Origin of the sequence: Mesorhizobium sp. AR10 (genome assembly GCF_024746795.1) — a bacterium.
Lineage (GTDB): Bacteria > Pseudomonadota > Alphaproteobacteria > Rhizobiales > Rhizobiaceae > Mesorhizobium.
In genome coordinates this window covers 351,237-376,204 of sequence record NZ_CP080523.1, presented here as the reverse complement: position 1 = coordinate 376,204, position 24,968 = coordinate 351,237, and the positions used below count along the sequence as shown (strand labels likewise).

Sequence of the window (24,968 nt, the reverse complement as noted above, 5' to 3'; positions counted from 1 at the left end):
ATTTTCGTTGCGACTCATCTCACTCCAGCTACGCGCGGTGGGGGATCGATCCTCTCTCAAGCACTGACGAAGCGAACACCCCCACGGCGGCAACAAACAGCGTGGGTGCCGCGCCAAGGTGCGATGCTAGTGCACCCCAGAGAACACTCCCAATCGCCATCCCGAAGTAGAACGTCATTAGGAACCGGGCGACCATATGCCCACGTAGTCTGGCCGGAGCCTCTATCCTAACTGAAATGTTCAGCGTTGTGCCATTCAAAAACCAAAATGTCCCCATGCCGACTGCAAGGAGACACGACAACCAAAGTGGAAGCGGCCATGCAATCCCGGCCATCAACAGGAACATCATCACTGCTGAGAGCTTGAGGACCGAGCTAAGCGCCAAACGACTATGAACCGCTTTTGCGGCAAATGCGCCCACCAGAGCCCCAGCGCCGAGGGACGAGGTCAAGAGGCCGAGTGAAGCCACCACGTCATCAGGAAATCTCCCCTGAATGAGAGTCGGGAGCAATGCCCACACAGCACTTCCGCAAACAGAGATCAGGAGGATTTGCAACGCTCGACGATTCAGGAAACCACTCAAGGAATAGGCTAACGGCTTTCTTGTCGGTTCGGCGCGAACACCCAGGCTGGTTGGGTCTGGTCTCAAAGGCCACCTGACCGCTAACAAGAGACCAATGCCCAATACCACGAAGCCACCGCTTACGAGCAGCGTTGGGGTGATACCAAGCCCTTGTAAGGAGGCGGCCCCAATAAGCGGTCCAATCATACGGGCAAGATTAAAACTTCCGGAGATCGCTGTTGTTGCTGCCGCGACGGCGGTTTGGTCAACTAGATCAGGCCCAGCGATCTGCCAAAGCGACATTGCAAAGGCTGCCGTGAGGCCGAGGGAGAAGAGCATGATGATGAGAAGCGCCGGCGAGAGCCCCAACTGGGAAGCGATAATCGCATAGAGCATCAAGAGCAGCGCGGTCAAAGCATGCGCTACCAGCAGAAGAATACGCCGGTCGAAGCGGCTTGAGAGTTCCCCGGCGGGAAGTGTCACAATCAAGAGCGGAATATGAACTGCGGCATGGATCATGGCGATAAGAGTGGGATCATCCGTCAGTTCGGTCATGAGCACCGAAGAGACAAACCACCCCATAGCAAAGCCTTGATAGGCAAGCAGGGCAGCGATGGCACTGGTTAAGAAGTGTGGACTCGCCAGTTTGGTCCAGAACGCGGAGGTCTGAGCCTGGCCGAACATCTGCCCGCTAGAACGATCCGTTTTCCTGGATTCAACTGTGTGCTTGACCATGCGGGGATGCATCGCGGCTAAGACCTCGATTGAGCCGCAAGTTTATCCCCTCGGACAGCCCTGTTCAGAATGGACGCCAAGCGTTGAAGGCCTACCTCCAATTGTTCATCTGTCTCCGGCGAGGTGACGGCGACGCGGACTGCCTCCGGAATTCGTCTGCTGAGATCACCGTCTCGGACCGCGAACATTTCCGCTGGACGAATCTGGATGCCGGCCGCCGAAGCCTTCGAGACAAACTCACCAGCGCTCAATGGAAGAGGCAGGGGAATCCAGATGTGAAGCCCTCCCGGCGCACCCTGAAATGTTACCTCGTGGAATGCCCTCCTCGCGATCGCTTGCCGTCGCTCCGCAAGTAATCCGATTGCATCGCAAATCTCTTGGGCTCGACCAGTCTCTATCAGCCGGGTTGCAACCTCCGCAGACAACGCGGACGGGAACCAGAACGAATGGCTGGACACCGAATGCACGACCTCGTGCACCTGCTTGGCGGAGGGGCCGACCAGGTAGGCGATCTTTAGGCCCAGCGCTGCACACTTCGATAGGCTTTGGATATACCACACAATGTCCGGTCCGAAGCAAGCCATCGGGGACGGCGACGGACCATGAAGCGGTCCAAGCACATCATCCTCGATGATCGCTACGCCGTATTCGCGTGCAATAGAGACGATCTGCATTCGGCGATCGTGGGGCAGCACCGAAGTCGTCGGATTGTGGACCGTGGGGTTGCAGAAGATCGCCTTCACGCCCGGCTTTTTACAGGCATCCTCAAACGCATTCGGGATAAGACCTTCCGCATCAATAGCGACTGGAACAACCCGCACGCCATACCTTTGAGCCAAGGGAACAAGGACCGGGTAGGTGAGTTCTTCGGCAAGTATCGTACTTCCGCTTCCAACGCAGTGATATAGAAGGAGGCCGAGAAGGCTTTGCGTGCCGTTGGCGACGGCCACCCTGTCAATGGATGGGCGTGAACCGAGGCGTCGCGCAAGCCATGCGGCTCCCGCCGCGCGGTCGGCTTCTGCCCCTCCTATGCGATTTCGCCTGAGCCTCGCTGAGATGCTGGGATCGATTGCCAGTTGGGCTAAAACGTATTGCAGGCCGTCCGATAGCTCTGACGGCGTCGGGGGAATTGCCCTTGAGAGGTCGATCGAATTCAAAGCAAGACTTGTCACGAATGCCTCCTATTTGCTCCGCTAGGTCAATGCTTCCGCAAGGAGCACGGTATTTGCTCTAAGTATCTCATAGAAAATGAGGCCCAACAGGCTCTGTGTCCCATTGCCTACGACGAGCCGTTCCGATCCGACATCCACGTTGAGGCGCCGTGAAACCCACCGCGCTCCAGCAGCTCTATCGCGCTCATCGCCGCCGACACGGTTGAACCGCAGTTTCTGTCCGATTGCATTCGATGCAGTCATCGCCGACAGAGCGAGTCGCAAACCGTCGTCGAGCTCGGGTGGGACGGGTGGGATGGCCCTCGTGAGATCGATCATGAGGCGCCCCTACGACCTGCCATCCGCCGTAACCGCGGTTGATTCAAGCGTCCAAGTCCGCGTAAGCCAGCGCGTTTGGATCTCGTCCGTGTTCGGGGTCATCGCCCTCGTCTTCTCAATTATCTGATCCCACAGCGCCGGGGAGACCTGGCTCGGCACATCGCAACCCGCTTTCCAAGTTGCAACAAAACGCTCGGGGCTGAATGCCTGAATGTGTTTTCCCTCTACATAGAGAAAGTCTCGAAACAGACCTTCTGTCTCTATTCCCTCCATAATCTCGGCAACCGAACTCCCTGTGCGCTTGAGATTGGGGACCATCGCCTTCACCGTTTCCTCGATTGAATTTTGCAGGGGATCCCGCTGAAAATCCCGAACATTCCAGGCAATCGTCAGGAAGCCTCCAGGGACCAAGACGCGCTGCGCCTCTCGGAACATGGCAACTGTGTCGACGAAGGGATAGGCGTTGCCGAGAATGACCCAATCGACGCAACCGTCGGGAAGTTCCGTTTTCTCAGCTGTCCCCCCAGTCCATTCGAACCGTCGTTCGAGAGGGGCAAGTTCATGCGCCACCGAGCGCATAGCGGGATTGGGCTCCGCCGCGTAGCCCGAAATGTCGCGGTCGACGAATGATCGCAACAGATTGCCTGTACCGGCACCGATCTCGGCAAGGCAGACACGTCCGAAACGCTGCCGCACAATGCCGACAAGGGCTGAAAGCACCCGATGATCGTATGGGGGCCGTTGTCCATAGTCAGCGGCGTTCAACGTGAAGTCACCCCACACCATAGCTTTTGCAGATTCTCGCATTGTCATTCTACCCTCTCAGTTTTGTTCAGATCGCTTCGAACTTTAAATTGGCGTTATATTTGATGGTTCCCTGCCAAATACAGCCGTGCTGACACCAGTTATGGTCTGAATCCGATCAACGTCGTGACGTGTCCTTGTTCCGAAAAGAAACCGGACGGGGAATACGAAAGTAAAAGCTGACGAATTCGAATAGTGAATTCTTCTCTGCGAGCACCAAGTGTGCCAGATGCACCCTTAGACGTTGAGTAAAGATAGCCGATCAGATCATCGAGACTCCAATGATGTTCATAATAGTGACGAAGCTCTGTGATCTCGCTGAATGGGGATGCTGACAGAACCTCCCGGTTGGTCATGGTCAGCAGCGGTCGCGTTGCTCCCGGGCCAGCAGGGAAACTCCCTCCCCAGAATTCCTTGATGTCGCTCCACATTGCCTTGGACCATTCTCCAGGCTCCGAGCGATCGCGGTCGCGATCGAAAATCGCGACGCAGCCATCTGGTTTCACCATCCCGGCGAGCTTTGCAAGCACCGCACCCCGGTCCATCCAGTGGAACGAACCGGCGATCGTGGCGATATCGAACAGGCGGGATAGCTCGTCTAGATCTTCCGATCTCGACACAAAAAATCCTACGTTGTCGATGCCCTGCACATCGGCTGCTCGGCGTCCCTCTTCGACCATCTCCTCACTCGGATCGACACAGATCACCTCGCCCACCGATCGCGCGAGCGGGATGCCGATCTGTCCCGTGCCGGCACCGAGATCGAGCGCTCGACTGTGTTCGGCAGGACGGCAAATCCGAACCAGTGATCGGAAAAGGTCATCTGGATAGGGTATGGTATGCTTTGCGTAGTACGGTGCCGCGCCACGAAACAGTTCGGTTGCCACGATCATTTGTAACTCCTTGGCGTTTCGATCTATTGCCAACAAAATGCTCAGAACGAACGACTAGCCAGCGTCGCCGAATGAACGGTAGATCCACCCGGGCGACTTGAGCTTGGGCGGAATCAAGATTGACCCGTCAGGGGAGAGGGGCAATGCGGGCATCACACCGTCCCCTGGTGAACGAGGATCGTCGATGCGGTGACGGCGAAGAGCGTGATCGCTAAGTACATGGCCTTGTTCGGCGATGGCACGCGAACCGAGGCGACGTGGGCAACGCTCAAAAGAGCGAAGACGATGTTCACGGCTGGCAGGAACGTCCCCGAGGACATGAACGGCTCAACGAGGACCAAGGCGGCCATCAAGGGAATGTCGTAGGACAGCGGCACACCAAAAAACCGGCCGTCATCTGACTTTCCGAAGTTCGCGAAATAGCTCAGGCGAATGGCGCCGGCGAGCAACAGGGCCGTGGCGACGAAGAAGGAAACGAGTGACGCGCTATTCAGCTGCACGAGGATGATCGCGGGAAGGATGGCGCCGTAGATGATGTCGCCGAACCCGTCGAGGCTCTTGCCCATCTTCGCCATGTCAGGCTCGCGGTTTCGGGTTCTCCTAGCGACTGCCCCGTCCAGGTGATCCGCGAGGACGGCCCACAAGGCAGCGCCGACCGCCAGATCGATCTTCCCCGCCAACGCAAAATAGAGAGCAATCGAGGAGCACAGTAGCCCGACCGTGGTGATGGCATTGGCGGGATCAACGAGGTAGCGAAGCATCTTACACTCTCCCAGACTTGGTCGTCAGCAGGCGATATCCCGTGCCGTCATGAACATGGCTTCAGCGAAACGCAGGTCCGCCTCGTTGTCGATCTCGTACCATTTGAGGCCGTCGCACCGGGCGGCCGCGATCTGCAGCCCTTTCTGCCGCACGAGGTCCGACAGAAGCTCTTCGGTGTAGGATTTAACGGCCCCGGCGCTGATGATGTCATTGAGATGCGGAACGATCGTCCGGCGCAGATCTTCTCCGGAAAAGCGGATCAGGTTCATCGTTTTGAAGAGAGGCGGCGAACCATCATTGAGGTTCGCTGCCGTCTGCTTCATCCGCACTTCGGCGATGTAGCCGTTGTTCGTCAGAACGACGGCGGAACCTTCCATCGCCGGGCTGAAAGGCACGACGGCCGCGACATTGTCCGCATCGGCCAGCGTCAGGTAGCGAAGCGCATCCGGCTCGAAAAACACGTCGCCTTCGAGCAGATAGGTGTCCCCGGCCAAAAGCGCATCGCGCGCCAGCCATAGCGAGTAGGCGCTGCCCGTCCGGTCGAAGACGTCGGACTCGACATAGTCGATGCCGAGATCGCCTAAGCGTTGGCCACAGGAATATTGGATCGCGTCTTTGCGATAGCCGACGACGATCGTCACCTCCCGCACCCCGACGGCCTCGAGGTTCTGCAAGGCGTTGTGAAGGATCGGCGTGCCATTGATTTCGACCAGCGGCTTCGGCCGCAGATCGGTGAGCGGACGCAGGCGCGAGCCAACCCCGGCGGCAAGGATCACCGCCTTTCTCGGAGCAGTTGCAGTCATGGGTCTAAGCCCTCTTATTTTGGTTGTTGCGACGATTCCTTCGGTTCCAGGCGTTAAGGACGCCGACCACACGCTCTAGGCCCGCCTCGAGTTGCCCCGGCGGAATGCCATAGGAGAGCCTGAGCCCCATGGGATCGCCGAAGGCAGTGCCTGACACGCCGGCCACGCCGGCCTGCGCGAGCAGCGCGGCCACGATGTCGTCGGCTGTCCTGGGGTCATCATTGGCGAGCGTCGGCCGCAACAGGCCGGACAGATCGAGATAGAAATAGAACCCGCCCTGTGCTTCAGGCATAGGCACGCGCTGCAGCCCGGATAGGGCGGAAAGCCCAGCCTGCCGCGCCGCCGTCAATTGACCCTTGAGCCGGGCTTCAAAGGCGCCATCCCCCTCACGGAGGTGGTGCAGCACGGCGTGCTGGGCAACGACATTCGGGTTCGATGTCGTGTGCGACTGCAGCGCCTTGACAGCCGAGATCAGTTCCTTCGGCGCAGCGAGATACCCGATGCGCCAGCCAGTGAGGGCCAGGCTTTTGGAGAAGCCATTGACGATCACCGTCCGGGCCCGGACATCCGGGACGAGCGACACAACCGGATGATGCCGATGGCCATCATGGGTGAAGGGGCAGTAACATTCATCGAAGATGATCCAGAGGTCCCGATCCATCGCCAGCTGGGCGATGCCCGCAAGGGTCTCCGCGTCGTAGACGGCGCCGCTGGGGTTGGCGGGCGTGTTGACGACGATGGCCCGGGTCAGCGGCGTGATGACGCGTTGGATGTCGTCGATCCGTGGAACGTACCCGTTTCCTCGCGCATCGATATGGACTGGGGTGCCGCCGGCGATCTGGACCTGCGCTGGGAATGTCGTCCAGTAGGGTGCGGGAATGATGACTTGGTCGCCGGGATTGATCAGTGTCATCGCCACGTTGAAAAGAGCCTGCTTGGCGCCGTTCGTCACGGCGATCTCGTCGGCCCGCCAGAGCTGCCCCGTCTCGACCGATACCTTCCGTGCCAGCGCCTCGCGCAACTCCGTCAAGCCGATCGTGTCAGTGTAGCGGTTCAGGCCCTGTCGAATCGCCTCGATCGCTCCGTCCCGGATCGTTGGTGCCAGATCGCTCCAGATCTCGCCGGCCGTGAGATCAACAATCTCCATCCCAGCATCGGCGGCAGCCTTCGCCGCGGCGCGGGCGGCCGCGGTCCGCGACGATTTGAACAAGTTTGTCCGTGACGCCAACATGCGCGTTTCCATCTTTTTCGGCAAAGCCGCTTACCGCGCCTGTCCCTGGCCGTCCGCTGCCCGCGGAAGGTATTTCTCTTCTGCCGCTGAGAGCTCGCCGTAGTTCATCAATTCGAACAGCTCGTCGAGCGTCGCCACCTCATCTTCGATACCGGCAATGCTTTCTTCCTGAATGATGCGGTCGCACACGTGACGCATTGCCGAGATTGCGGCGCGCATGTTGTGGTTGGCCCAGATCACGGTTGAAATGCCTGCGGCGCGATATTCGGCGACCGGTGTGCAGTAGTATTTCGTTGGCACGATCACGACGGGGAGGCGGTTCCGCCAGAGTCGAGCAAATGCCAAGATCTCGCTGGGATCGGATTTGCGCGAATGGATGAGAATCGCATCGGCGCCGGCTTCCGCATAGGCGTGCGCTCGTGCAAGCGCCTCGTGCTGACCGTATCCGGCGATCAGCGCCTCGATTCGAGCGACGAGAACGAATTCCGGATCCGGAACCTGGTCCTTGACGGCCTTAAGGCGACCGCAGAACTCGCCGATCTCCGCCAGCGGATGGCGGTCGCCGACGAAGGAGTTCATCTTCGGGAACGCGGTGTCTTCGAGGCAAACGCCGCTCGCACCGTGCTGCCGCAGCTTGCGAGCGACCAGACGGGCATTGTTGAAATTGCCGAATCCGCTGTCTCCGTCGACGAGGATTGGAATTTCCGCTGCGTCCGCCATCCGTTCCACGACCTCGACAACCTGGGTCCAAGAGGCCTCGTTCGCATCGCGGTAGCCGAGGCTGGAGGATATCGAGAGGCCGGACGCCCAAAGCGCCTTGAACCCGGCCCGCTGCGCGATCGCCGCGGAGAGCGCGTCATGGGCTTCCATAAGGAATGACGGTCGGTCACGGATGCAAATGAGGTCACGAAGCGTAGATACACCTTCGCTTGCGCCCGGATTCCGCAGGTGGCGTTTTTCCGATAGTATACGCCCCCGGCGCGGATCTGACATGCTGCTTTCCTTCCTTCGTTCCATAATCGTGCCTCAATCGGTCAGCAGCTCCTGGCCGCCTTTCTATGAGGGAGCATCAAAAGTCGTGCCAACTGGCAGGAAAACCCTCAGAAAAGTGTTCTTGATATTTATCAATGACTTGAATGATGGTGGGAGCAGGAGCCAAGCCGAACAGCCCGTGTCGCTCACTCGACAAACCCGGGCAGTAGTGTCGGTTTCCCCCCGTCTTCCCAGGAATGGCGGACAGAATTCCCCCGCAGGAAGCGGAATTCACGCCTGACTGCTATCCGCGCTGTCCGATGTCCGACGATGTCGTGGCTTCTTCTAAATTAGCTGTGATCAGTCTGGTTGGGCGTTGGTGCACGGATCTTTTATTGGTGTGGGTTTAGGCAAGCGGTCACCGCAATAGCCTTTGTAGCGTAGCCATGCCTTTCAAACACAATACCAGCCGCCGCCATCGTATTGAGAAGATGAAGTTCAGGGTGACGAACTGGCCAGAATATGAGGCAGGACTTCGTCATCGCGGCAGTTTGACCCTGTGGGTGACGCCGGAAGCCCTGTCCAGGTGGCAAGCGCCACGACGCAAGACACGTGGCGGCCAGCACCGCTATTCTGATCTGGCGATCGAGACCACCTTGACGCTGGGCCTTGTGTTTGACCTGCGGCTGCGCCAGGCAGAAGGCTTGCTGGGATCCGGTGCTGCAACTGATGGGGCTGGCGCTCGCTGTCCCCGATCATACCACCCTGAGCCGTCGGGCGCGGACATGGCAATCGCCCAACAAACGGCATGATCGCCAGGTTCCGCCGGAGGCACCAGTGCATGTTCTTGTCGACAGCACCGGCCTGCAGCTCTACGGCGCGGGTCAGTGGCTGGAGGAGAAGCACGGCGCCAGATCCCGTCGCAGTTGGCGCAAGCTGCATCTGGCACTGGATGCCGACAGCGGCGAGATCATTGCCCATACCCTGACTGATCAGGACACTGGCGATGTCTCTCAAGTTGAGCCACTGCTCGACCAGATTGGCGGTCCGATCGGACAGTTTACTGCTGACGGCGCCTATGACGGAAAACCGACTTACGACGCAGTCATCGATCATAGCGCTGCCGCCGCAATCGTCATTCCGCCTCGCGTCAACGCGGTCGAACCATTCGACGATAGACCTGCCGGCCAAAGGGACCAGCATATCGCCGCAATCGGCAGAGACGGCCGGATGAAATGGCAGGTCTCCAACGGTTATGGCAAACGCTCGCTGGTCGAGACCGCCATAGGGCGATACAAGTCCACCATCGGGCGGCGTTTGCGGGCACGGTCGCTTCCCGTTCAGCAGACCGAAGTCGCCATCGGCTGCGCCGTCCTCAACCGCATGCTTGCCTGCGCACGCCCGAAATCCGCCCGCCGCAAGGCGGCCACGGCATAGTCTGCCGCTTCAAAGATCGACATCCGCTCAGTCCGGACCCATGCACCAACGCCGTTCGGATGGGTGTGCCGACCGATGTCGTTCGGGCACAGCGCCAGAACTTGGCACGCCGGTGGTCGCTAGCGTTTCACGAGCACCGATCTGAGCCTGACGGGGTCATTTACCCCTCGCGCCTGAACGGGGCGACCAATCTCGCCATCTACGACCGGGCGAAACTGAAGCTTCAGCCGAAGCGCGTTTTGACACTTCTCGGCGCGCAGGGGCTGGCTCAGGTTCTGGAGGATTTCAAAGTCGGATTGGTGTGAAGATGCAGCTCGTATCCGTATCGCTTAGCGAAGATGGCTGTAGCGCCCAGAAGCGTCCACTAAGCCGGAACAACGGAACGACCGGTGTGGGGCCGACAGCAGACAGTTCCGGTTTCGGGCACCCCAAATCATTCGGCTGCCTTGAACGTGGTTCTGAGAATTATTCCAACCCATCAGCCCGCCATCGCGTGGAATTTCCATAGGACGTCACGTTCGATGATCCTGTCCGCGTTAATCACCTGCGGGCTCACGATGTTTCGCCCCAATTTTGATGTCGAAATCGTGGTCCTGCCCTTGCGCTGGCGGATACAACGGATATCAGTCTTGCGAGGGCATCGGGCAAGGTTTCGATGTTAAGGCATTGGAGGGCCGCCGACGAGACGGCTGCCGCATCGACTGGATACGCGTATTGCCTAATCGTTTCATTTTCAGGATGGTCTACTATGAGGATTGCGCGTTGTTCTTTCAGGACGGCGAGATTCGGGCGAAAAACTCAAATCAGGCGCAATCCTGTCATCAGACATCGTACTCGCAAATCGTGAGCCGTCGGGGCGACGGTGGGCTCTGCGTTCCGTCCGGCGACGTCATCAACGACCATGTCGCCTTCTATTTCTCGCCGATGACCGCGATGTCTTACACGATCCAGCAGGGCAACGTGCCATTCGTGACGCCCGCAGGTGTCCAGCAGGGTAACGCGACCATGGACAATCGCGTCTTCTTTGTCGCCAATGTCGAGAATTTTCGGGACGCCGACCTTACATACTGGTTCAGCGACATCGCCTGCAATTCGCGTGCGCCGATGCCGCAGTTCTCGAACGATCTGGATGTCCTGGAAGCCCATGTGGCCTGGGATCTTTTCGACGACGGTGCGACCGCCGCGACGATCAGCGAGATCGGATACCCGGGAGTAACCAAATGGTTCCACAATAAGGACACGCCGGAGCGGTATCAAAACCGCAAGCAGAAACGGATGGCGGAGTTTCTCGTAAAGGATTCAGTCCCCTTGACCATGTTCGACTGCATTGTCGCAAAGGGTGATTGGATAAGAGGCGAAGTCCGTCGCATGATGAAAGATACCGGAGTGGATCTGATGGTCCATTCGAAGCCAGGGTGCTACCACTAATGTCGGTAACCTTTAAGACCGGAGACATGTTCGAAGAGCGCGCGGAAGCGATCGTGAACACGGTCAACTGCGTCGGTGTCATGGGCAAAGGCGTCGCGCTCGAGTTCAAGCGCCGCTGGCCGGACAACTTCAAGGCGTACAAGAGGCTTTGCGATCAGCACCAGCTCCGGCCTGGCAAGGTGTACGTGCATCAGGAAGGTGACATGCTATCTGGCGGCCGCCGCTTCCTGATCAACTTCCCGACCAAGGATCACTGGCGCGCGAAGTCGAAGCTGGAGTACATCGAGAACGGTCTGGTCGACTTTGTCGCCCAGATCGAGCAGCTCGAGATCAAAACAGTTGTCATGCCACCGCTGGGATGCGGGAACGGCGGATTGGACTGGACCGTGGTGAAAGCGCTGCTGACGGACAGACTGTCCGCGATAAAGGATGTGGATTTCGTGATCTTCGCACCGTCAAACGCCGAAGAGGACGATTCCGAGGCCCGCGCCGGGGAATCATTTGGTTTACCAAAGATGACCTTCGAACGGGCCGTTCTCATCAAGGCGCTCAACGATCTCTGCGTTTACTTCGACGGACGTCTGACCCGTATCACGATGCAGAAAATCACCTACTTTCTTCAGGAGTTCGGAATCCGTTTCGGTCTGAACTTTCAACGGCACGAGTTCGGTCCGTATTCGGAAGGGCTGCGTGACGCTTTCAAGGCCATGGAGCGCCAAGGGCTAATCGAAGGTTTCACTGCGCCCGATCGGGAGACGGCCGTCACCAAGACAGGTGTGCAACTGGCTGAAAGCTTCCTGCAGGAAGCGGACCGGGATCGCGCGGCCGAGGCGATCGACAGGGTCAGCCATCTCATTGACGGATACGAGAGCCCGTATGGCCTTGAGCTGCTGTCCTCCGTGCACTTCGTCTCCACCCGCGAGCAGCTGCGTTCGCTGGATGGCATCGCAGATGCACTTGACCAGTGGGGAGAGCGCAAGAAAGTGAAGTTCGACGCCAAGTCGGTGGGCGGCGCTTTCGAACGTCTGTCCGACGATCGATTGATTCACGCCTGAGCCTGAACCCGCCTGACGCGACAATTGCTGTCGAACATCCGGAGGCCGCATATTTGATTACGATTGGACTTCGCGTCTCTCCATCCGAGGTCACGTACGCCCTCGTGGACGCCGAGACCGAGGCTGTCGTTGACGTCGATGAGATCGTCATACCCAAGGCAATGGCCAAGCCGGTCGCTCTGAAATACGTGCGGAGTAACCTTCTCGACATCCTGCGGGAGTATTCAGTGGCCCGCGCCTGTATCCGGCTCGCCGAGAACAACGCCAAGTCGATGAGTATCGACCGACTGCACATCGAGGGCGTGATCCAAGAGGCCTTCGCGAGCAGTGACCTGAAAGGTTATTTCGCAGGAGCGATCCCCGCCCTGGCGGCACGCCTCGGTCTCTCCGGCGCCGATCTCAAGCCGATCATCGATGGAAAGAACCACTTCAAGGTCGGTGGATGGGATGACTTCACTTTGAAACAGAGAGAGGCCCTGCTGGCCGCGATGGTGGCCGGCCGTGTTTAAGCCCCTCCAGTACGCACAGCTGTCGTTTGAACTGAAGGACGAGATCGGAGCCGAAGGGAAGAATTCCAGTACCTTCATTGCCCACGACAACCAGTTGGGTGCCGACATCGTCGTCAAGCGGATCGACAAGGAGGACATCGAGCACAGGGAGACCTACTTCGAGGAATCCCGCCGACTCTACGCTAGCACCCATCCTCACGTGGTGCAGTTGCACTACGCCTGCGAGACAGACGATCACGTCTTCGTCGCGATGCCCCTTTATTCCAACGGTTCGCTTAAGTCCTACATTCAGAAAAACGGCCACCTTACCGTGCGGGAGATCGTGAACTTCGGCTGCCAGATCGCGGCCGGACTGCACAACATCCACTCGAAGGGCCTAATCCACTTCGACCTCAAGGCCGACAACGTGCTGATCTCCGACCGACACGAGGCGCTCATTTCCGATTTCGGCCTGGCCATGGCGCAGGACGAGGCGGGGGAAGCTTCCCCCGACGGCATCTACACCCCGATAACACCGCCCGAGGCGATCTCCGGGCACACCTACGACAGGTCGTTCGATATCTACCAGTTCGGCATGACGCTTTACGTGATGTGCAACGGGGTAGAATGCCTCGACGAGCAGATGGCCAAGTTCGAGAACGCCGAGACTCTTGACGGCGATGCGTTTTCGGATTCTATAGAAAAAGGAACATACCCGGAACGGAAAACTTTCCTCGCCCATATCCCCAAGCGTCTTCGGAAGATCGTCTGCAGATGTCTCGAGGTGGAGCCGGGCGACCGCTACAAGTCCGCTCTGGACGTAGCGAACGAACTGGCGGCGGTGGAAGGAAGCCTGGACTGGCGGTTCTCAGAGTCAGGAAATTGCAGGGTATGGACACGTGACGTGGACGGAGCTCTGCACGTGCTTACAGTGGATGAAAGCGGGAAGTCGGAATTGACGAAGGCGATAAATGGCGGAAAGGCAAAGCGTGTGACGGCTGGATGCAAATCCAAGCTGACAGATGCTGCGGTCACCGTCCTGCTCGGCATCACATGATGGCGCTCCGGAACGACCCCACGAACTATCGGAAACGAACGGGCCTGGGCCTGAAGTCACCTGCGAAGGCATCACCTGCTCCGGACGCGGGCGCCGTGCGCAATGCCATGTCCAGGGCCTTCAAGGAATCGGGGGCCAAAGCCTACATAAACCTGCGCGCCATTCACAAGAAACCGAAGTAAGGCAGGCCGCGATACGGTCCATCAGGATAGGGCGAACCGACTAGCCGCGGACCGGAAGTTTCGATGCGACGGGCCGGACGACGCAGGTTCTGCTGCACCACGCGTGACCCGCATCACTTACACCAGTGAATCCTGCCGTCTCGCAGCCAGAAATGGGAGCGGCATCCCTTCTGCCTCCAGACCGAAGGGCTCAAAGTTGGCTTGCCCTGGGCATCGGCGGTAACGTCCCAGCGAAGCCTCGCTCCTTCGATCACCGTGAGTTGCTGATTGTCGGCTACGCGATGAGCATACGTCCGTCCGCCTTGGGCACGGATTGATGATGATTCCTAGGTCAGGTGGTGGTTCAGGACAGACTCCGACGAAACCTTTTCTGTTGTTGTAAAGGTATGCCGTCTTTTTGAGATCCTCCGATACCTAAAAGAAGGTCCCGAGCACCTTCCAGATTTGCTCGACAACCGGAATTCCGGCGATTGGGGTGACACCGCCGACCGGAAATTGCACGAATTCTCCTTCGCCAATTTGGCCGACATTCTCCAGATAATAGATCGACTGCGAACCCGGCATAGCCTTGCCGAGTCGCTTCAGATAGGCGAAATGCTCGGTCGAAAACTCGTCGGCCCTTGTGACGACCGCCAGAATACGTCCGTCGAGAAGCGAGAGGTTCAGCGCGATTCCTAAGAGGACATGCCCCGCGTCGAGCGCCACAGGAAAGGCGCTATCGCCAACGACTCCTGCCGCGGCGACGACCTGCTCCAGGATCGGCGAACGATCTGTTTCAACAGCTTCGTTTTGCGACTTTCCAGTCGGCGTTTCATCGAAGAGAACCCCGATCACCTTGGCAAGGTGAGCGCTGCTACGCTGAACGAAGTGGGTTTGCGGCGCGCGCGGGTTTGTCGAGGGCATCGTCTCCAACGCAATTCGAGACAGGTCCGACTTGTCGATACCGATCCTCCGTGCATATGTCCTCCCCGACGTTCGAACGACCGCGAGGTCACCGTTTTTTACCTCGGCCGTTGCGGAGACGATGAGGGTCTGTCCGGGGAAGGCGACCAGGCCCAGGGTCGGCGCTCTTAAGGTGAACAGCGACACGTCGCCAAAGGACGACAGGTCCAACTGATCGGTCGCATGCTCGATTGTGGTTAGCGGGGCTCCTGCTGCACGGGCCGCCAATCTACCAACAACAGATATTGGCGTATCGCGAAGGGTGACCAGCTTCAAATCGGGCGTTGCCCTCCGTGCCTCCGCGACGGCCTCTTCCGGCGGCAATCTTCCCATGAACCTTGCGTGGGCGAGCCAGCAGGCATCGATCGCAGAGAACACGTCCTCGTATTCCTGCTTCACGATATCGGCGTCGACGGGCGTGATTTGATCGGCCCGTCCATGGTGCGCTTTATTGATCACATCTCGAAAAGGGGCGCCTGCCTTGAGCGCCGGAAGCTCCAGAAGCCTTCGAAACGGTTCTTCGTTGAACGGCTTTTCGCCTCGATTGCGGGCATTTGCGATCTTGCCGAGGAGGTCGCCCAAGGTCGGGTCTTGCATGACCGATGGGTCGGAGGCGAGCAGGTCCCACAGTTTGATTTCGACACGCACTCGAACCGGATGGACGAACGCCCGAGCCAAGCCGACGTCGTTGGGATTGGTTTTCTGCCAATCTTCGCAACGAACGCGGACCTCGTCGGCTACCGGGGCAAGGCTCACCGTGCATTTTGACGTTGAGATCGCGGAGAACTCCCAGATCTCCGTTCGAACCGCCCCGGCCGACCCCTTGTGCGCTGCGACAAACGCCTCGATCGCGGGAATGAATCCGAAATCGTTGCTCACGATGAGGGGAGTCATGCCCTCCGCCATCAACCAAGGGACTGTCGCGGCGAGATTGGCAACGTTTCCCGGATCGAGCAGGTCCTGAGGATCGTCCATGAGAATGGTGGAAATGCCTCCCGACCGGGACCATACCTGCTGCCACAACGCCAGAACGAAGGCGGAGAGATAGGCGCGCAGGGCCGAGGCGTTCATCACATGATGCGCCTCGACCAGGTGCTTGCCTTGGGCGGCTAGGAACGTGAAACCGTCACTCTTGGCCGGGTCGAGCCCCGCATACTCCGGGGCTTGTACGAAATGGGCCTTGTACATTCGTTGCGACCAAGCCGTTGCTTGCTGCTGCAGATCGGTGATGAGGCCGGCTACCTGGTTATGAACGAGGCTTGAGAAGCTCTTGAACGGTTCGACGGCCTTCGCTGCGCGTGCCAACTTCTCGATTCGGGTACGGGCCTTCGCCCACCTTTCGCAGGTATCCTTTATCTGGGACAGTTGGCGCCGTAAGCCGGCGAACACGGTGGCCGCCTCCAAAAAAGCCCTCAGTACGTTCAGTTGTCCCTGGATGGTTCGCTCGTTGGCTGGAAGCTCAGCCTCATCCGTATCGGGGCGCATCACCCGCAGGACGGCGCTTCGCGCAAAATCGGCGTTCGCGGCGCGATAACGAGAAAGTGCCATCGCCCGTCGCACGCGTTTCATTGCGGCTCGAAGCTGCTCGTTGTCGGGGATCGCCACCGGGAGATTGACGCCGTGAAGCGGCTCACGTTCCGGAGCATCGCGCCATGCCGCCGAGCAAAGGCCGGCGACGCCCTTCGCCATCGTCTGCAAGGACGCCGGGAACTCGGAGAGCTCGAATACCTCTTTTGATAGCGCGGCGCCGTACACCGACGCCAGATTGTCAGGCACGGCCTCATCGACGAACCTGCGTACCTTTTCGGGGAGGCGATCGCGCAGGCTCTTTTTCGTGTCGCGCTCCCATTCGGCCCCTGTCTTTAGCAGCGCCGCGTCCGCCTTTCGCGCGTCTTCAAGCGCCTCCACCACCGACTTATCGAGCAGGGCGTCCCTAGGGATCGCCCCAGGTTGAAGCAGGTCGCGCTCGCAAACAGGGCACGACGTGAAAGCATGGCCTGGATGAGTGGCATCGTGCCACTTCGCCACCAAACCATATAGGCGGATACGATCAGCACGCTCTGCATGCGAAAGCTGCTCCACGAGCGCGGCTGCCTCGCACTCGATGTCGCGTAGCACGGTCTCCGCGTTGGTCAGGTCGTCGTCGCTGAGTTCACCAAGCCCCTGCGCAAGCTGCATCGAAGGCAGCCCCTTGAGTGCGGCGCTGCTGAAGCAATTCTTCGCGGACTTGATTGCTGCGTCGAAGCCTTTGATCTCCCTTTCGGTCGCGAGTAGCGGAAGGCTCCCGAGAATCAATCGCGCATCGGCCGCGGCCTGCTCCTCGGCGGACTTCAGAAGCTCCTCAGCTCGACCGAGTCCTTCCTTCCAAGCGTCGGGAGCGGTTTCGTCGGGGGCGACGACGCAGCTCAAATCCGGCAGGTCGTCACTGTTCTTGAGAAGATCCCCCAGTGTCGCCACCTGCTTGACCGCAGCGGCCTCGCACCTTTCCTCTTCCTCTGTGGCGAGCTTGGGATATTTGTCTGTCAGCCTCTCATACAAGCGCTCACTTCGGCTTCCGAAGTGAGCCAGCGGCCGCAAGCCGGTCAAGGTCGACACGGCCTGTGACAGGGTCGTCTTGTCATCGAAGCGGGTGGCTGCGGCGATGCCTGGCATCAGCGTACCAATCTGGAGCGCGAGGTCCGATAGCCCGAGCTTGTCGAGGCCGTTGGCGGTCGTTTTAAAGGTCTTCTTGCCATCTCGCTCGAGGCGGCGCTCGACTTCGACTTCGCTGCCGTCAATCAAGGATCGGAACTTCAGGCGCACCCAGGTGTCAACCTTGGGCTGTCCGTCGACAGCCAGTAGCTCCTTTTCCGTGGGGATTGGCACGATCGGCGGCAACTCGAAGGTGGCGTTCGGCTCCGCGCTCTCCCCGTCATGGGCGATTTGGACGGTGATGGGTACGTGAAGATAGGAGGGCAAACCCTGCGAACGATACCCGTAACCAGTCAAGCACCAACAAATGGCGCTGATCAGGGATGTCTTGCCTGCGCCGTTGAAGCCACGGAAGAGCGTGGCTTGCCGAGAAAGATCGAGTGAAAAAAGCTTCGGAGCGGCTCCGCTATCGTCGCAGTGGCGGTGAAGTCCACGAAATCGGTGCGCCGTGATACCCACCAACTGCCACTGTTGTTGTTGGCTTGCTGGCCGCGTTGTCGGGGTTGTCACTTTGGCAGGTTTGTCTAGCGCGTCCAACAGGCGATCGATTTCGCCGTCAACGATGTTGGTGTCCTTGTCTGGATTCCAATAAGCTTGTCGGTTCTGATCGTAGAACGCCAGCAATGTGCGGCTATCTTGTTGCGAGAGTGAGAATTCGCCTCCGCCCGAAACATCCAAGACATCGCCGGCCGCCAGATGCTGGACGACCTCATCGAGAGTCAGGTCCGCGATAGTTATCGCCACAAGCAAAATCTCCCCGATAGCCTGCTGGCATCTATACATGCTTGCCGGCCTGCTGCATCGCCCTCTGAACGAAATAACAATGAAACAGCGCCAGAACGCGAAATATCGGAACTTGCGTTGGTCGGCTTGCTTGGCCGACAGGTCGTCAACAGGCAGGGAACGGCATGATGACACCGCCGTCCCTCGTTCGTGTTTCGCCAGTTGAGGCGAGTGGGCCTCATGAACTGCTCGTACAACACGCTGAGCTTCAAACTAAACTCATGCCTAGCTTTCTCACACAAGAATGATCTGCGTCTGCTTTGTCAAAGATTGGGTGTGGGCATGAAGCAGCTACGTCGCATCTACTACTCGTCAACTCAGCGGTCTGAGATTTGGAATCGCTGGTGGAGTTGAGAGGCGCTTGCTGAGATTTCAAGCGTTCGCATGGAGAGGCGGACCGTCACGATGGACTCGTTGCTATAGTGGCTTCGCCCTGGCGATTGCCTCGTCCAAGCGTTCACGTGAGATCGCTGCAAGGCGCTCTACCCCAAGGAGACGAGCTAGATCGCGAGCGGGATCGTGCATGTCCAGAAGATCAGGGTTGGCGATCACCACCGAGGCAAGTTCAGCCAGCGGTATATCGGCAATCGAACGTCGCGCTTCCTCATTGACCGGTTGACGATATGGCAGGAGGTCCGAGACCGTGCCCTTTTTCCAGATGAACTCGCCGCTCGACTCCTGTGTCCTGTCGCACTCCCGCAAATGAAGGTCGATCCTCTCGCGGATGCGCCCGCCCGTGCGGAGCCAACCATGAGCCCGCGCAATCCGTTGGGCGAGAACGTCTGTTCGCAATGGACTTTCAGTGGCGATGACGGTTTCGATCATGCCAAGCAGGGTCGCGCGATAGCCAAATTCGAAGAACTGATCGGGGTCTGCCCGCAAGCCGCTGAGATCGGCCACCCGATACCGCCCTTCGACAGTGCTGCCGGCGGTCAGCGGGCCCGTCATCGTTGGTGGTGGGATTGTCTCAGAGGGGCTCGAAGCTGCGGGGATGTTCACCGATACGAGTTCGGTCTCGGCCACCGTCAGCGGCGATGGAGGCTCCCCGATCGGCGTCTGGTGGTCCTCGGCGATCTCGTCGATCGGGTTGACCTGGCGCCCCATATCCCAGTGAGCCTCGGTCTCCGGTTCTTCGGCCGCACGCTTTGCCCGGACCTCTTCCAGTAGGGTTTCCAAGCTGGTGTGCAACCGTTCGGCACATCCGTTGGCGTCGAACCACCAGTCCGTTGACCAGACGCGCAGGATGTTCCAGCCCAGCCCCTTCAGCACTTGTTCGCGAACCTTGTCGCGATCCCTTGCCGTCGACGACCGGTGATAGGTCGCACCATCGCATTCCACCCCCGCCAGGTAGGCGCCAGCCAAATCCGGGTCACGGATCGCGAGATCGATGCGGAAGCCGGATATCCCGACTTGCGGAACGACAACCCATCCCCTCCGCTCCAGCTGCGTGGCCACCGCTTCCTCGAAGGGAGAATCGAAACCTCCGACAGATCCGATGTCCTGGGCCGGCAGCGCGATCGCGCCTCTCTCGGCATAGTCGAGGTATGTCTTCAGATGGTGAACGCCGAACGCCTTGCTTCTCGCCGGGTCGATCTGGTCTGCCGTGAACCCGGAGAACACGATGAGTTCCTGGCGCGCGCGCGTCACGGCGACGTTGAGACGCCGCTCGCCTCCGTCACGGTTCAGTGCCCCGAAATCCATCGGTGGTGACTTTCCAGAGGCATCCTTCCAGAATGTGATCGAGAACAGGATGACATCCCTTTCGTCGCCCTGAACGTTCTCGAGATTCTTGACGATCGTTGGCTCGACGCGGTCTTCCGCGAAGAACCATTCGAGTTCAGGATGATCGCGGCGCGCGGCATCGAGCAGATCCAGGATCAGGGACTGTTGCTGCGCATTGAAGGTGATCACGCCAAGCGTCGGCCGGCCAATCTCGGGGAGTTTTAGCCAGCTATTCATCCGCGCTACCGCCTCAGCTGCGACAGCATCCGCCTCGATCCGATTGGTGCGGCTCTTGCCACGGTCATAGATGCCATTCGGCACCTTATGCAGGCGCACCGCGCGGTCCTCGACCGCAGGCGAAGGAAATGTCACCAATCGGTTCTGATAGTAGTGATGGTTCGAGAAAGCGATCAGAGACTCGCTTCGGCTGCGGTAATGCCATCTCAGATCGCGCACCGGAATGCCGGACGCCCTTGCTTCGTCCAGGATGCTTTCCAGGTCTTTCTCGTGGTCGGCGATCTCCTCTTCCTCCTGGTTGCGTCCGAAGAAGTTGGTCGGCGGCAACTGCTTGGGATCGCCCACGATGATGGTCTGACGCGCCCTGGCAATGGCGCCCACCGCGTCCCAGGTCGTGATCTGCGAAGCCTCGTCGAAGATCACCACGTCGAACAGAGCCTGGTTCGGGGGAAGGTACTGGGCAATGGAGAGCGGCGACATCAACATGCAAGGCGCAAGCTTGGAAAAGCATTCCGGCATCTTGCCGATCATGTCGCGGATCGACTGGTTCGGCCGCTGAAGTTCCATCTGATGTCGCAACAGTCCCAGTTCCGAGTTGCGCGAAACACCTTGAACCGCTGGCAGGCCATGCGCGATTGAACTGATGACGCGCTGCGCGGCATGCGACCGCGCCAGATCGTCGATCTCGCGGAACTCCTTGATGGCGTTCTCGTGCTGAAACCTACGGAAGTTTCGCAAGACAAGATCCTCATCAAGGACCTTCGGGAGCCACCACCGGGCATAGCCGACGCGAAACGTCGAGCGCGCGTTTTCGGGGCGGATGGCTCCCGTCTCGATCTGCTCGACCAGAGGGGCCAAGTTGCTGCTGATTGCCCTGCTCCTGGCCCGACACCAGGCCGACCAGTCGCGCAGCAGATTTCGCGCGCCTATCAGAGCACCGAGCTTCATGTTGAGCGCGGCGAGACCTGTGCCATCGGCGCTGTCGGGAACGTCCCGCCCGGCAATCTCACCGAACACCCGGCGCGCGACCTCAAGGCTTTTTGTAGCCGCGAGAAGCCGATCTCCCGCCTGGCGTATCCTGTCATTTTCCAGCGTGCCCCGAAGGCTCGGCGCGACAGAACGCAGGACGGATCGTATTTCCTCTTGAGAGCATCCGGGGATACGCAGAGCACCGCGAAGGCGTTGAGCGAGATCGAGGATGTCCGTCACCCCCTTGACATCCGTGGCAAGGCCATCGATCCGCAGCGGCTTCCCAGCCAACAGGCTTTGGTCGATGGCGGAGAGTGCTTGCTTCATTCGCTGCAGCAGCGGCAGGTCCCGGCCGGGGTTCGCGGTGCCGAGTTCAGCATGGCCCTGCAGAAGCTTCTGGACTTTGCGCTTGCCAAGCGTGGAGTTCGGCCAGAACGATGCCTTCGCTTCGCGCCATTGACGCTCCAGACCATCCGGATCCAGCTCGCGGACCTGGGCAAGGCCATAGGTAGCGGCAAGGCCTCGCTCAGCTTCGCGATAGGTTTCGATCGAACGTCCCAAATCAACGAGCGCGGTCCTGCACTGTGCGAAGTCCCGGTCGAACGCAATCGAGATGTCGCGACCTCGGCTTTGGCTCAGGACCTCCGCCAGGCTTGCAAGGCTCTCAAGTACCGCGCGCGGCACCGGCTCTTTGGCACCGAGGCCCAGACTGGCGAGGTAGTCCCCGATCGAGCTCGTCAATAGTTCGATTGCTGTCTGAAGCGATTTCGCTGCGGAAAGCAGGTTTTCTTGCCAACCGATGCTCCACTCTCCAACATCGATCAGGTCGAGGGCCGGCTCACAGTCAACGGATGCAAAAACAAGGCCCACTTCTGCGGCAAGCTCTTCCAGATCGAAGAGTGTTTGCGCGTCGTGCGTATCGCGCGCCTGCCATGTGAGCACAGGCGCAGGCTCATCTGCCGATCTAAGTGCGATCCCCAATGCCAGATAGGGCGTCCAGCCATTTGAGTAGCGTTTGTGAAGCGCCTCGACGTAGGCATTCAACTCATCGCGCCTCACGCGAAGCCGCTCGTTGATGGCGACCCATTCGGACGCGTCGGTCCGGCCGCCATGTTCCCAGGAAGATTTCAACTGCCCGAGGAAATGCTTGCGGTCGGCCTTGTTCGAATGCAGCTCGATACAGTGATGTCCCAGGCCATGTTCCCGCAGCCGGCGATAGACAACGTCGAGAGCCGCCGTCTTCTCGGCCACGAAAAGGACGGTCTTCCCCACACCCAGGCAATTGGCGATCATGTTGGCGATGGTCTGGCTCTTGCCCGTTCCCGGGGGACCTACAATGACGAAGTCATGACCCTCGGCAGCTGCGAGACTGGCGGCGGTCTGCGATGAATCCAATGGCAGAAGGCTTATGATGCTCGAGGGCGCATAGGCGCGGTCGAGGTCACGCTCCTCGCGAAATGGCGACTGTCCATCTGCGGCCTGAAAGGCCTGCTCCGGTGTGTCGATGAGGTGTCGCACGACCCTGTTTTGGCGCAGCGCGTCGGTCCGCTCGACCAGGTCCTTCCACATGAGGAATTTTGCGAAGGAAAAGGTTGATAGCGCGGTTTCGTCGATCACCTCCATCCCAGGAACGTCACGCACCGCCTGCCGCATCATGGTGAGGACCCGCGGCACATCAACTCCATTGTCGTCCAGAGGCAGATCGCCTCCAAACTGCGGAAGGCGCAGATCGAAGTCCCGTTCCAGGAACTGAAGAAGCGTTGCATTGAAACGCGGTTCGTCCTCATGGAAGCGGATCGTGAAGCGCGAAGTCGCACTGCGGCGCTCAAGCCGTACCGGCACAAGAAGAAGTGGTGCCCGATAGCTGCGCTCGTCCTCCGGCTTCTTTTTCCAGCGCAGGAAGCCCACCGCAAGGAACAGGGTATTTGCTCCCCCCTCAGCGAAATCGTTGCGGACCTGTCGATGCAAATCGATCAGCCTGGCGTCCAGCTGACGAGCGTCCAGCATCGACGGCAGCTCATCCCTGAGCAGAGCCTCCGCCGCGAATCCGCGCTGAAGGTCGCGCCCGTGAACGTCGCGGTAAAGCACCTCGTCTCGCTCACCCAAGGGATTCTGCTCGGGGAGCGATATGAGACGGATAGCGGCACCGTTTGCGAGCCGATCCTCCAGGAAGGCCACGTCGGTGCACAGAAACGGAATTGTCTTCTTCGAATCCGGGAGATTGAGGAGCCGGTTGCGTAGCGTCAGGTCGAGGAGCTTCTTCTGCCAACGGTCGATACGGCCAGCGGCATTGGTCGGCTTTACCTCGATAGCCCCGGCCGGCAATTCGCCAATCACTGGCGCTGGAGGAAGTGGCAGAACGGCGGCGACATCCACATCATCCTCGACGGCGTTGCGGCGGATCGGCTCGTGTGAGGCGAGCGGCGTTATGCCGCCGCTGCGAGAGCGGCGTACGTCTATTGCCGCGACGAAGGCGTGTGCCTGGTCTTCCGCTAGACGGTTGCTCAACGCACTTTGCGCGACGTCAAGTGTGAGCGCAGGTCGATGGGTGACGCCAGTTGTCTCGAAGGCAATGAATTCGCGGGACGCCAGTGCCTTGCGGACCTCCATCTGATCCGTCTCAATGGCATTGGCAAAGGTTCTCTTGGTCAGCCAAACGCCGGCCGCAGCATGCCCGTCGAACATCAAGATGCTAGGGTGCAAGCCGGCAGCCTCCAGGGCCGCGGCAAACAGAAGCGTGGTGTCGAGGCAGGTCGCAAGACGCTCCTGCGCGATAATCGTTGGGCGCCTGATCTTCTGGCCTCGGCTCTCGAAGCTGGCCGGCGGCTCCGCATAGTGCAATCCCATCCCGGCGATCGCCGAATAGATAGCCGCGGTCAGCATGTATGCCCGTTGGGGACTCTGGGATTGATATCCGTCCAGGCCGCTCGGGTGACCATGCGCGACAAGTCGTTCCGCCGCCGCCCGCAGGATCTGCGCCACGCCCGGATCATTCGGCATAGCGAATGCTGGTAGCAGTTGAGCCATGTCCGCAACGCCACCCCATTCGTCGCGTGCGAGCAATCTCACCGTCAGGCGTCTTTCGTCGAGAATCTTTCCTGACGAAGTGAGACGAAGCGTGATCTCACCGCGTTCGGCCTCATTCAGGCCAGCGAGATAACCTGCATCGAGTTCGACTTTGCGGTCGCTCAGCGCAAGCCTGTCGCCGGGGATGAGCCGATCGACTGTCCACGTCTTCGGTCGCAGGAACGACGGTGAAGATGTCAACTCAAGACGGCAGTTTTCAAAATGAGCGGCCGAGTTGTTTTCAATTCGTATCGAACGAATGACCGGTATCGCGTTCTGATAGGATGCATATGTGAAGCTGGAAGCGACATCGGCAACGATGGATGGCGCAGCAGAAATATCGGATGCGGCACTGTCAATTGTTGCGTACTGAGAACTATCGGCTGATTCCATTGATGCAGTACCCCCCTTGAGAGACTAGCGGCTTTTTTCCCTCTTGTCGTGCTTTTGGATGTCAGATCAGAACAAGAAGCCCTTTTGTCAGCTTGATAGTTTGGATGTAGAGATGATTTTTCTGGGAGAGCGGATCGCAGCATTTCCCGGCGAAACCCATCGAGGCCCCTGTCGCACCGTCCAAACCCATGAAAGAGAATTGCCGAAAGCGGTTGGGCTTTGCTAACCGGGTGCGAAGGGCGGCGAAGCCGGCCTAGCAAGCTCCT

General features: G+C 59.3%; 17 protein-coding genes and 1 pseudogene. 6 read left to right on the top strand and 12 right to left on the bottom strand.

The genetic code is table 11. From position 1 onward, the window contains the following. Window positions 1–28: 28 nt before the first annotated feature. From LHFGNBLO_RS01800 to aepX, 9 genes are all read right to left on the bottom strand, one after another. On the bottom strand, window positions 29–1,297 hold the full coding sequence (locus LHFGNBLO_RS01800) for an MFS transporter (RefSeq protein ID WP_258600488.1): 1,269 nt from the start codon (window positions 1,295–1,297) through the stop codon (window positions 29–31). Between the two features lie 17 nt (window positions 1,298–1,314). Further along, window positions 1,315–2,469, bottom strand: coding sequence for a PLP-dependent aminotransferase family protein (locus tag LHFGNBLO_RS01795; protein ID WP_258600487.1), 1,155 nt, complete (start codon window positions 2,467–2,469; stop codon window positions 1,315–1,317). Window positions 2,470–2,490: 21 nt separating this feature from the next. Beyond that, window positions 2,491–2,787 (bottom strand): hypothetical protein, encoded by a 297-nt coding sequence (locus tag LHFGNBLO_RS01790; protein WP_258600486.1) that lies wholly within the window; start codon window positions 2,785–2,787, stop codon window positions 2,491–2,493. 9 nt (window positions 2,788–2,796) lie between these two features. Continuing rightward, window positions 2,797–3,600, bottom strand: a complete 804-nt coding sequence (locus tag LHFGNBLO_RS01785; RefSeq protein WP_258600485.1) for a class I SAM-dependent methyltransferase — start codon at window positions 3,598–3,600, stop codon at window positions 2,797–2,799. Window positions 3,601–3,692: 92 nt separating this feature from the next. Then, entirely contained in the window at window positions 3,693–4,484 is a 792-nt protein-coding gene (locus LHFGNBLO_RS01780; protein ID WP_258600484.1) for a class I SAM-dependent methyltransferase, read from the bottom strand. A 152-nt stretch (window positions 4,485–4,636) separates the two neighbouring features. Continuing rightward, window positions 4,637–5,245, bottom strand: a complete 609-nt coding sequence (locus tag LHFGNBLO_RS01775) for a CDP-alcohol phosphatidyltransferase family protein (RefSeq protein WP_258600483.1) — start codon at window positions 5,243–5,245, stop codon at window positions 4,637–4,639. Between the two features lie 24 nt (window positions 5,246–5,269). After that, window positions 5,270–6,049, bottom strand: coding sequence for a phosphocholine cytidylyltransferase family protein (locus LHFGNBLO_RS01770; RefSeq protein WP_258600482.1), 780 nt, complete (start codon window positions 6,047–6,049; stop codon window positions 5,270–5,272). A 4-nt stretch (window positions 6,050–6,053) separates the two neighbouring features. Continuing rightward, the gene (locus tag LHFGNBLO_RS01765; RefSeq protein WP_258600529.1) at window positions 6,054–7,280 is read right to left on the bottom strand and encodes an aminotransferase class I/II-fold pyridoxal phosphate-dependent enzyme; all 1,227 of its coding nucleotides are present in this window, start codon (window positions 7,278–7,280) and stop codon (window positions 6,054–6,056) included. A gap of 30 nt (window positions 7,281–7,310) precedes the next feature. Beyond that, window positions 7,311–8,273 (bottom strand): phosphoenolpyruvate mutase, encoded by a 963-nt coding sequence (gene aepX, locus LHFGNBLO_RS01760; RefSeq protein ID WP_258600481.1) that lies wholly within the window; start codon window positions 8,271–8,273, stop codon window positions 7,311–7,313. 425 nt (window positions 8,274–8,698) lie between these two features. Here aepX and LHFGNBLO_RS01755 point away from each other — a divergent pair. The 6 genes and pseudogenes from LHFGNBLO_RS01755 to LHFGNBLO_RS01730 all read left to right on the top strand — a co-directional run bounded on the left by LHFGNBLO_RS01755 (window position 8,699) and on the right by LHFGNBLO_RS01730 (window position 13,717). Beyond that, window positions 8,699–9,689 (top strand): annotated as a pseudogene (locus tag LHFGNBLO_RS01755) (IS5 family transposase). 59 nt (window positions 9,690–9,748) lie between these two features. Beyond that, window positions 9,749–9,994, top strand: coding sequence for an RES domain-containing protein (locus LHFGNBLO_RS01750; RefSeq protein WP_258600480.1), 246 nt, complete (start codon window positions 9,749–9,751; stop codon window positions 9,992–9,994). Window positions 9,995–10,451: 457 nt separating this feature from the next. Beyond that, entirely contained in the window at window positions 10,452–11,117 is a 666-nt protein-coding gene (locus LHFGNBLO_RS01745; RefSeq protein WP_258600479.1) for a DUF4433 domain-containing protein, read from the top strand. A gap of 26 nt (window positions 11,118–11,143) precedes the next feature. Continuing rightward, the gene (locus tag LHFGNBLO_RS01740; protein ID WP_258600477.1) at window positions 11,144–12,172 is read left to right on the top strand and encodes a macro domain-containing protein; all 1,029 of its coding nucleotides are present in this window, start codon (window positions 11,144–11,146) and stop codon (window positions 12,170–12,172) included. Between the two features lie 104 nt (window positions 12,173–12,276). Then, a complete protein-coding gene (locus LHFGNBLO_RS01735) occupies window positions 12,277–12,681 on the top strand; it encodes a hypothetical protein (protein WP_258600476.1) in 405 nt (134 codons plus the stop codon). Continuing rightward, window positions 12,674–13,717: a serine/threonine-protein kinase gene (locus tag LHFGNBLO_RS01730; RefSeq protein ID WP_258600475.1), complete on the top strand. Its 1,044-nt coding sequence runs from the start codon at window positions 12,674–12,676 to the stop codon at window positions 13,715–13,717. The genes LHFGNBLO_RS01735 and LHFGNBLO_RS01730 overlap by 8 nt, the downstream gene beginning before the upstream one ends. Window positions 13,718–14,012: 295 nt before the next feature. Here the strand turns inward: LHFGNBLO_RS01730 and LHFGNBLO_RS01725 are convergent, their stop codons facing one another. The 3 genes from LHFGNBLO_RS01725 to LHFGNBLO_RS01715 all read right to left on the bottom strand — a co-directional run bounded on the left by LHFGNBLO_RS01725 (window position 14,013) and on the right by LHFGNBLO_RS01715 (window position 24,702). Further along, on the bottom strand, window positions 14,013–14,153 hold the full coding sequence (locus tag LHFGNBLO_RS01725) for a DUF6527 family protein (protein ID WP_258600473.1): 141 nt from the start codon (window positions 14,151–14,153) through the stop codon (window positions 14,013–14,015). A 160-nt stretch (window positions 14,154–14,313) separates the two neighbouring features. Continuing rightward, a complete protein-coding gene (locus LHFGNBLO_RS01720) occupies window positions 14,314–18,276 on the bottom strand; it encodes an ATP-binding protein (RefSeq protein WP_258600472.1) in 3,963 nt (1,320 codons plus the stop codon). 456 nt (window positions 18,277–18,732) lie between these two features. Continuing rightward, window positions 18,733–24,702, bottom strand: coding sequence for a DUF3320 domain-containing protein (locus LHFGNBLO_RS01715; RefSeq protein ID WP_258600471.1), 5,970 nt, complete (start codon window positions 24,700–24,702; stop codon window positions 18,733–18,735). Window positions 24,703–24,968 lie beyond the last annotated feature (266 nt).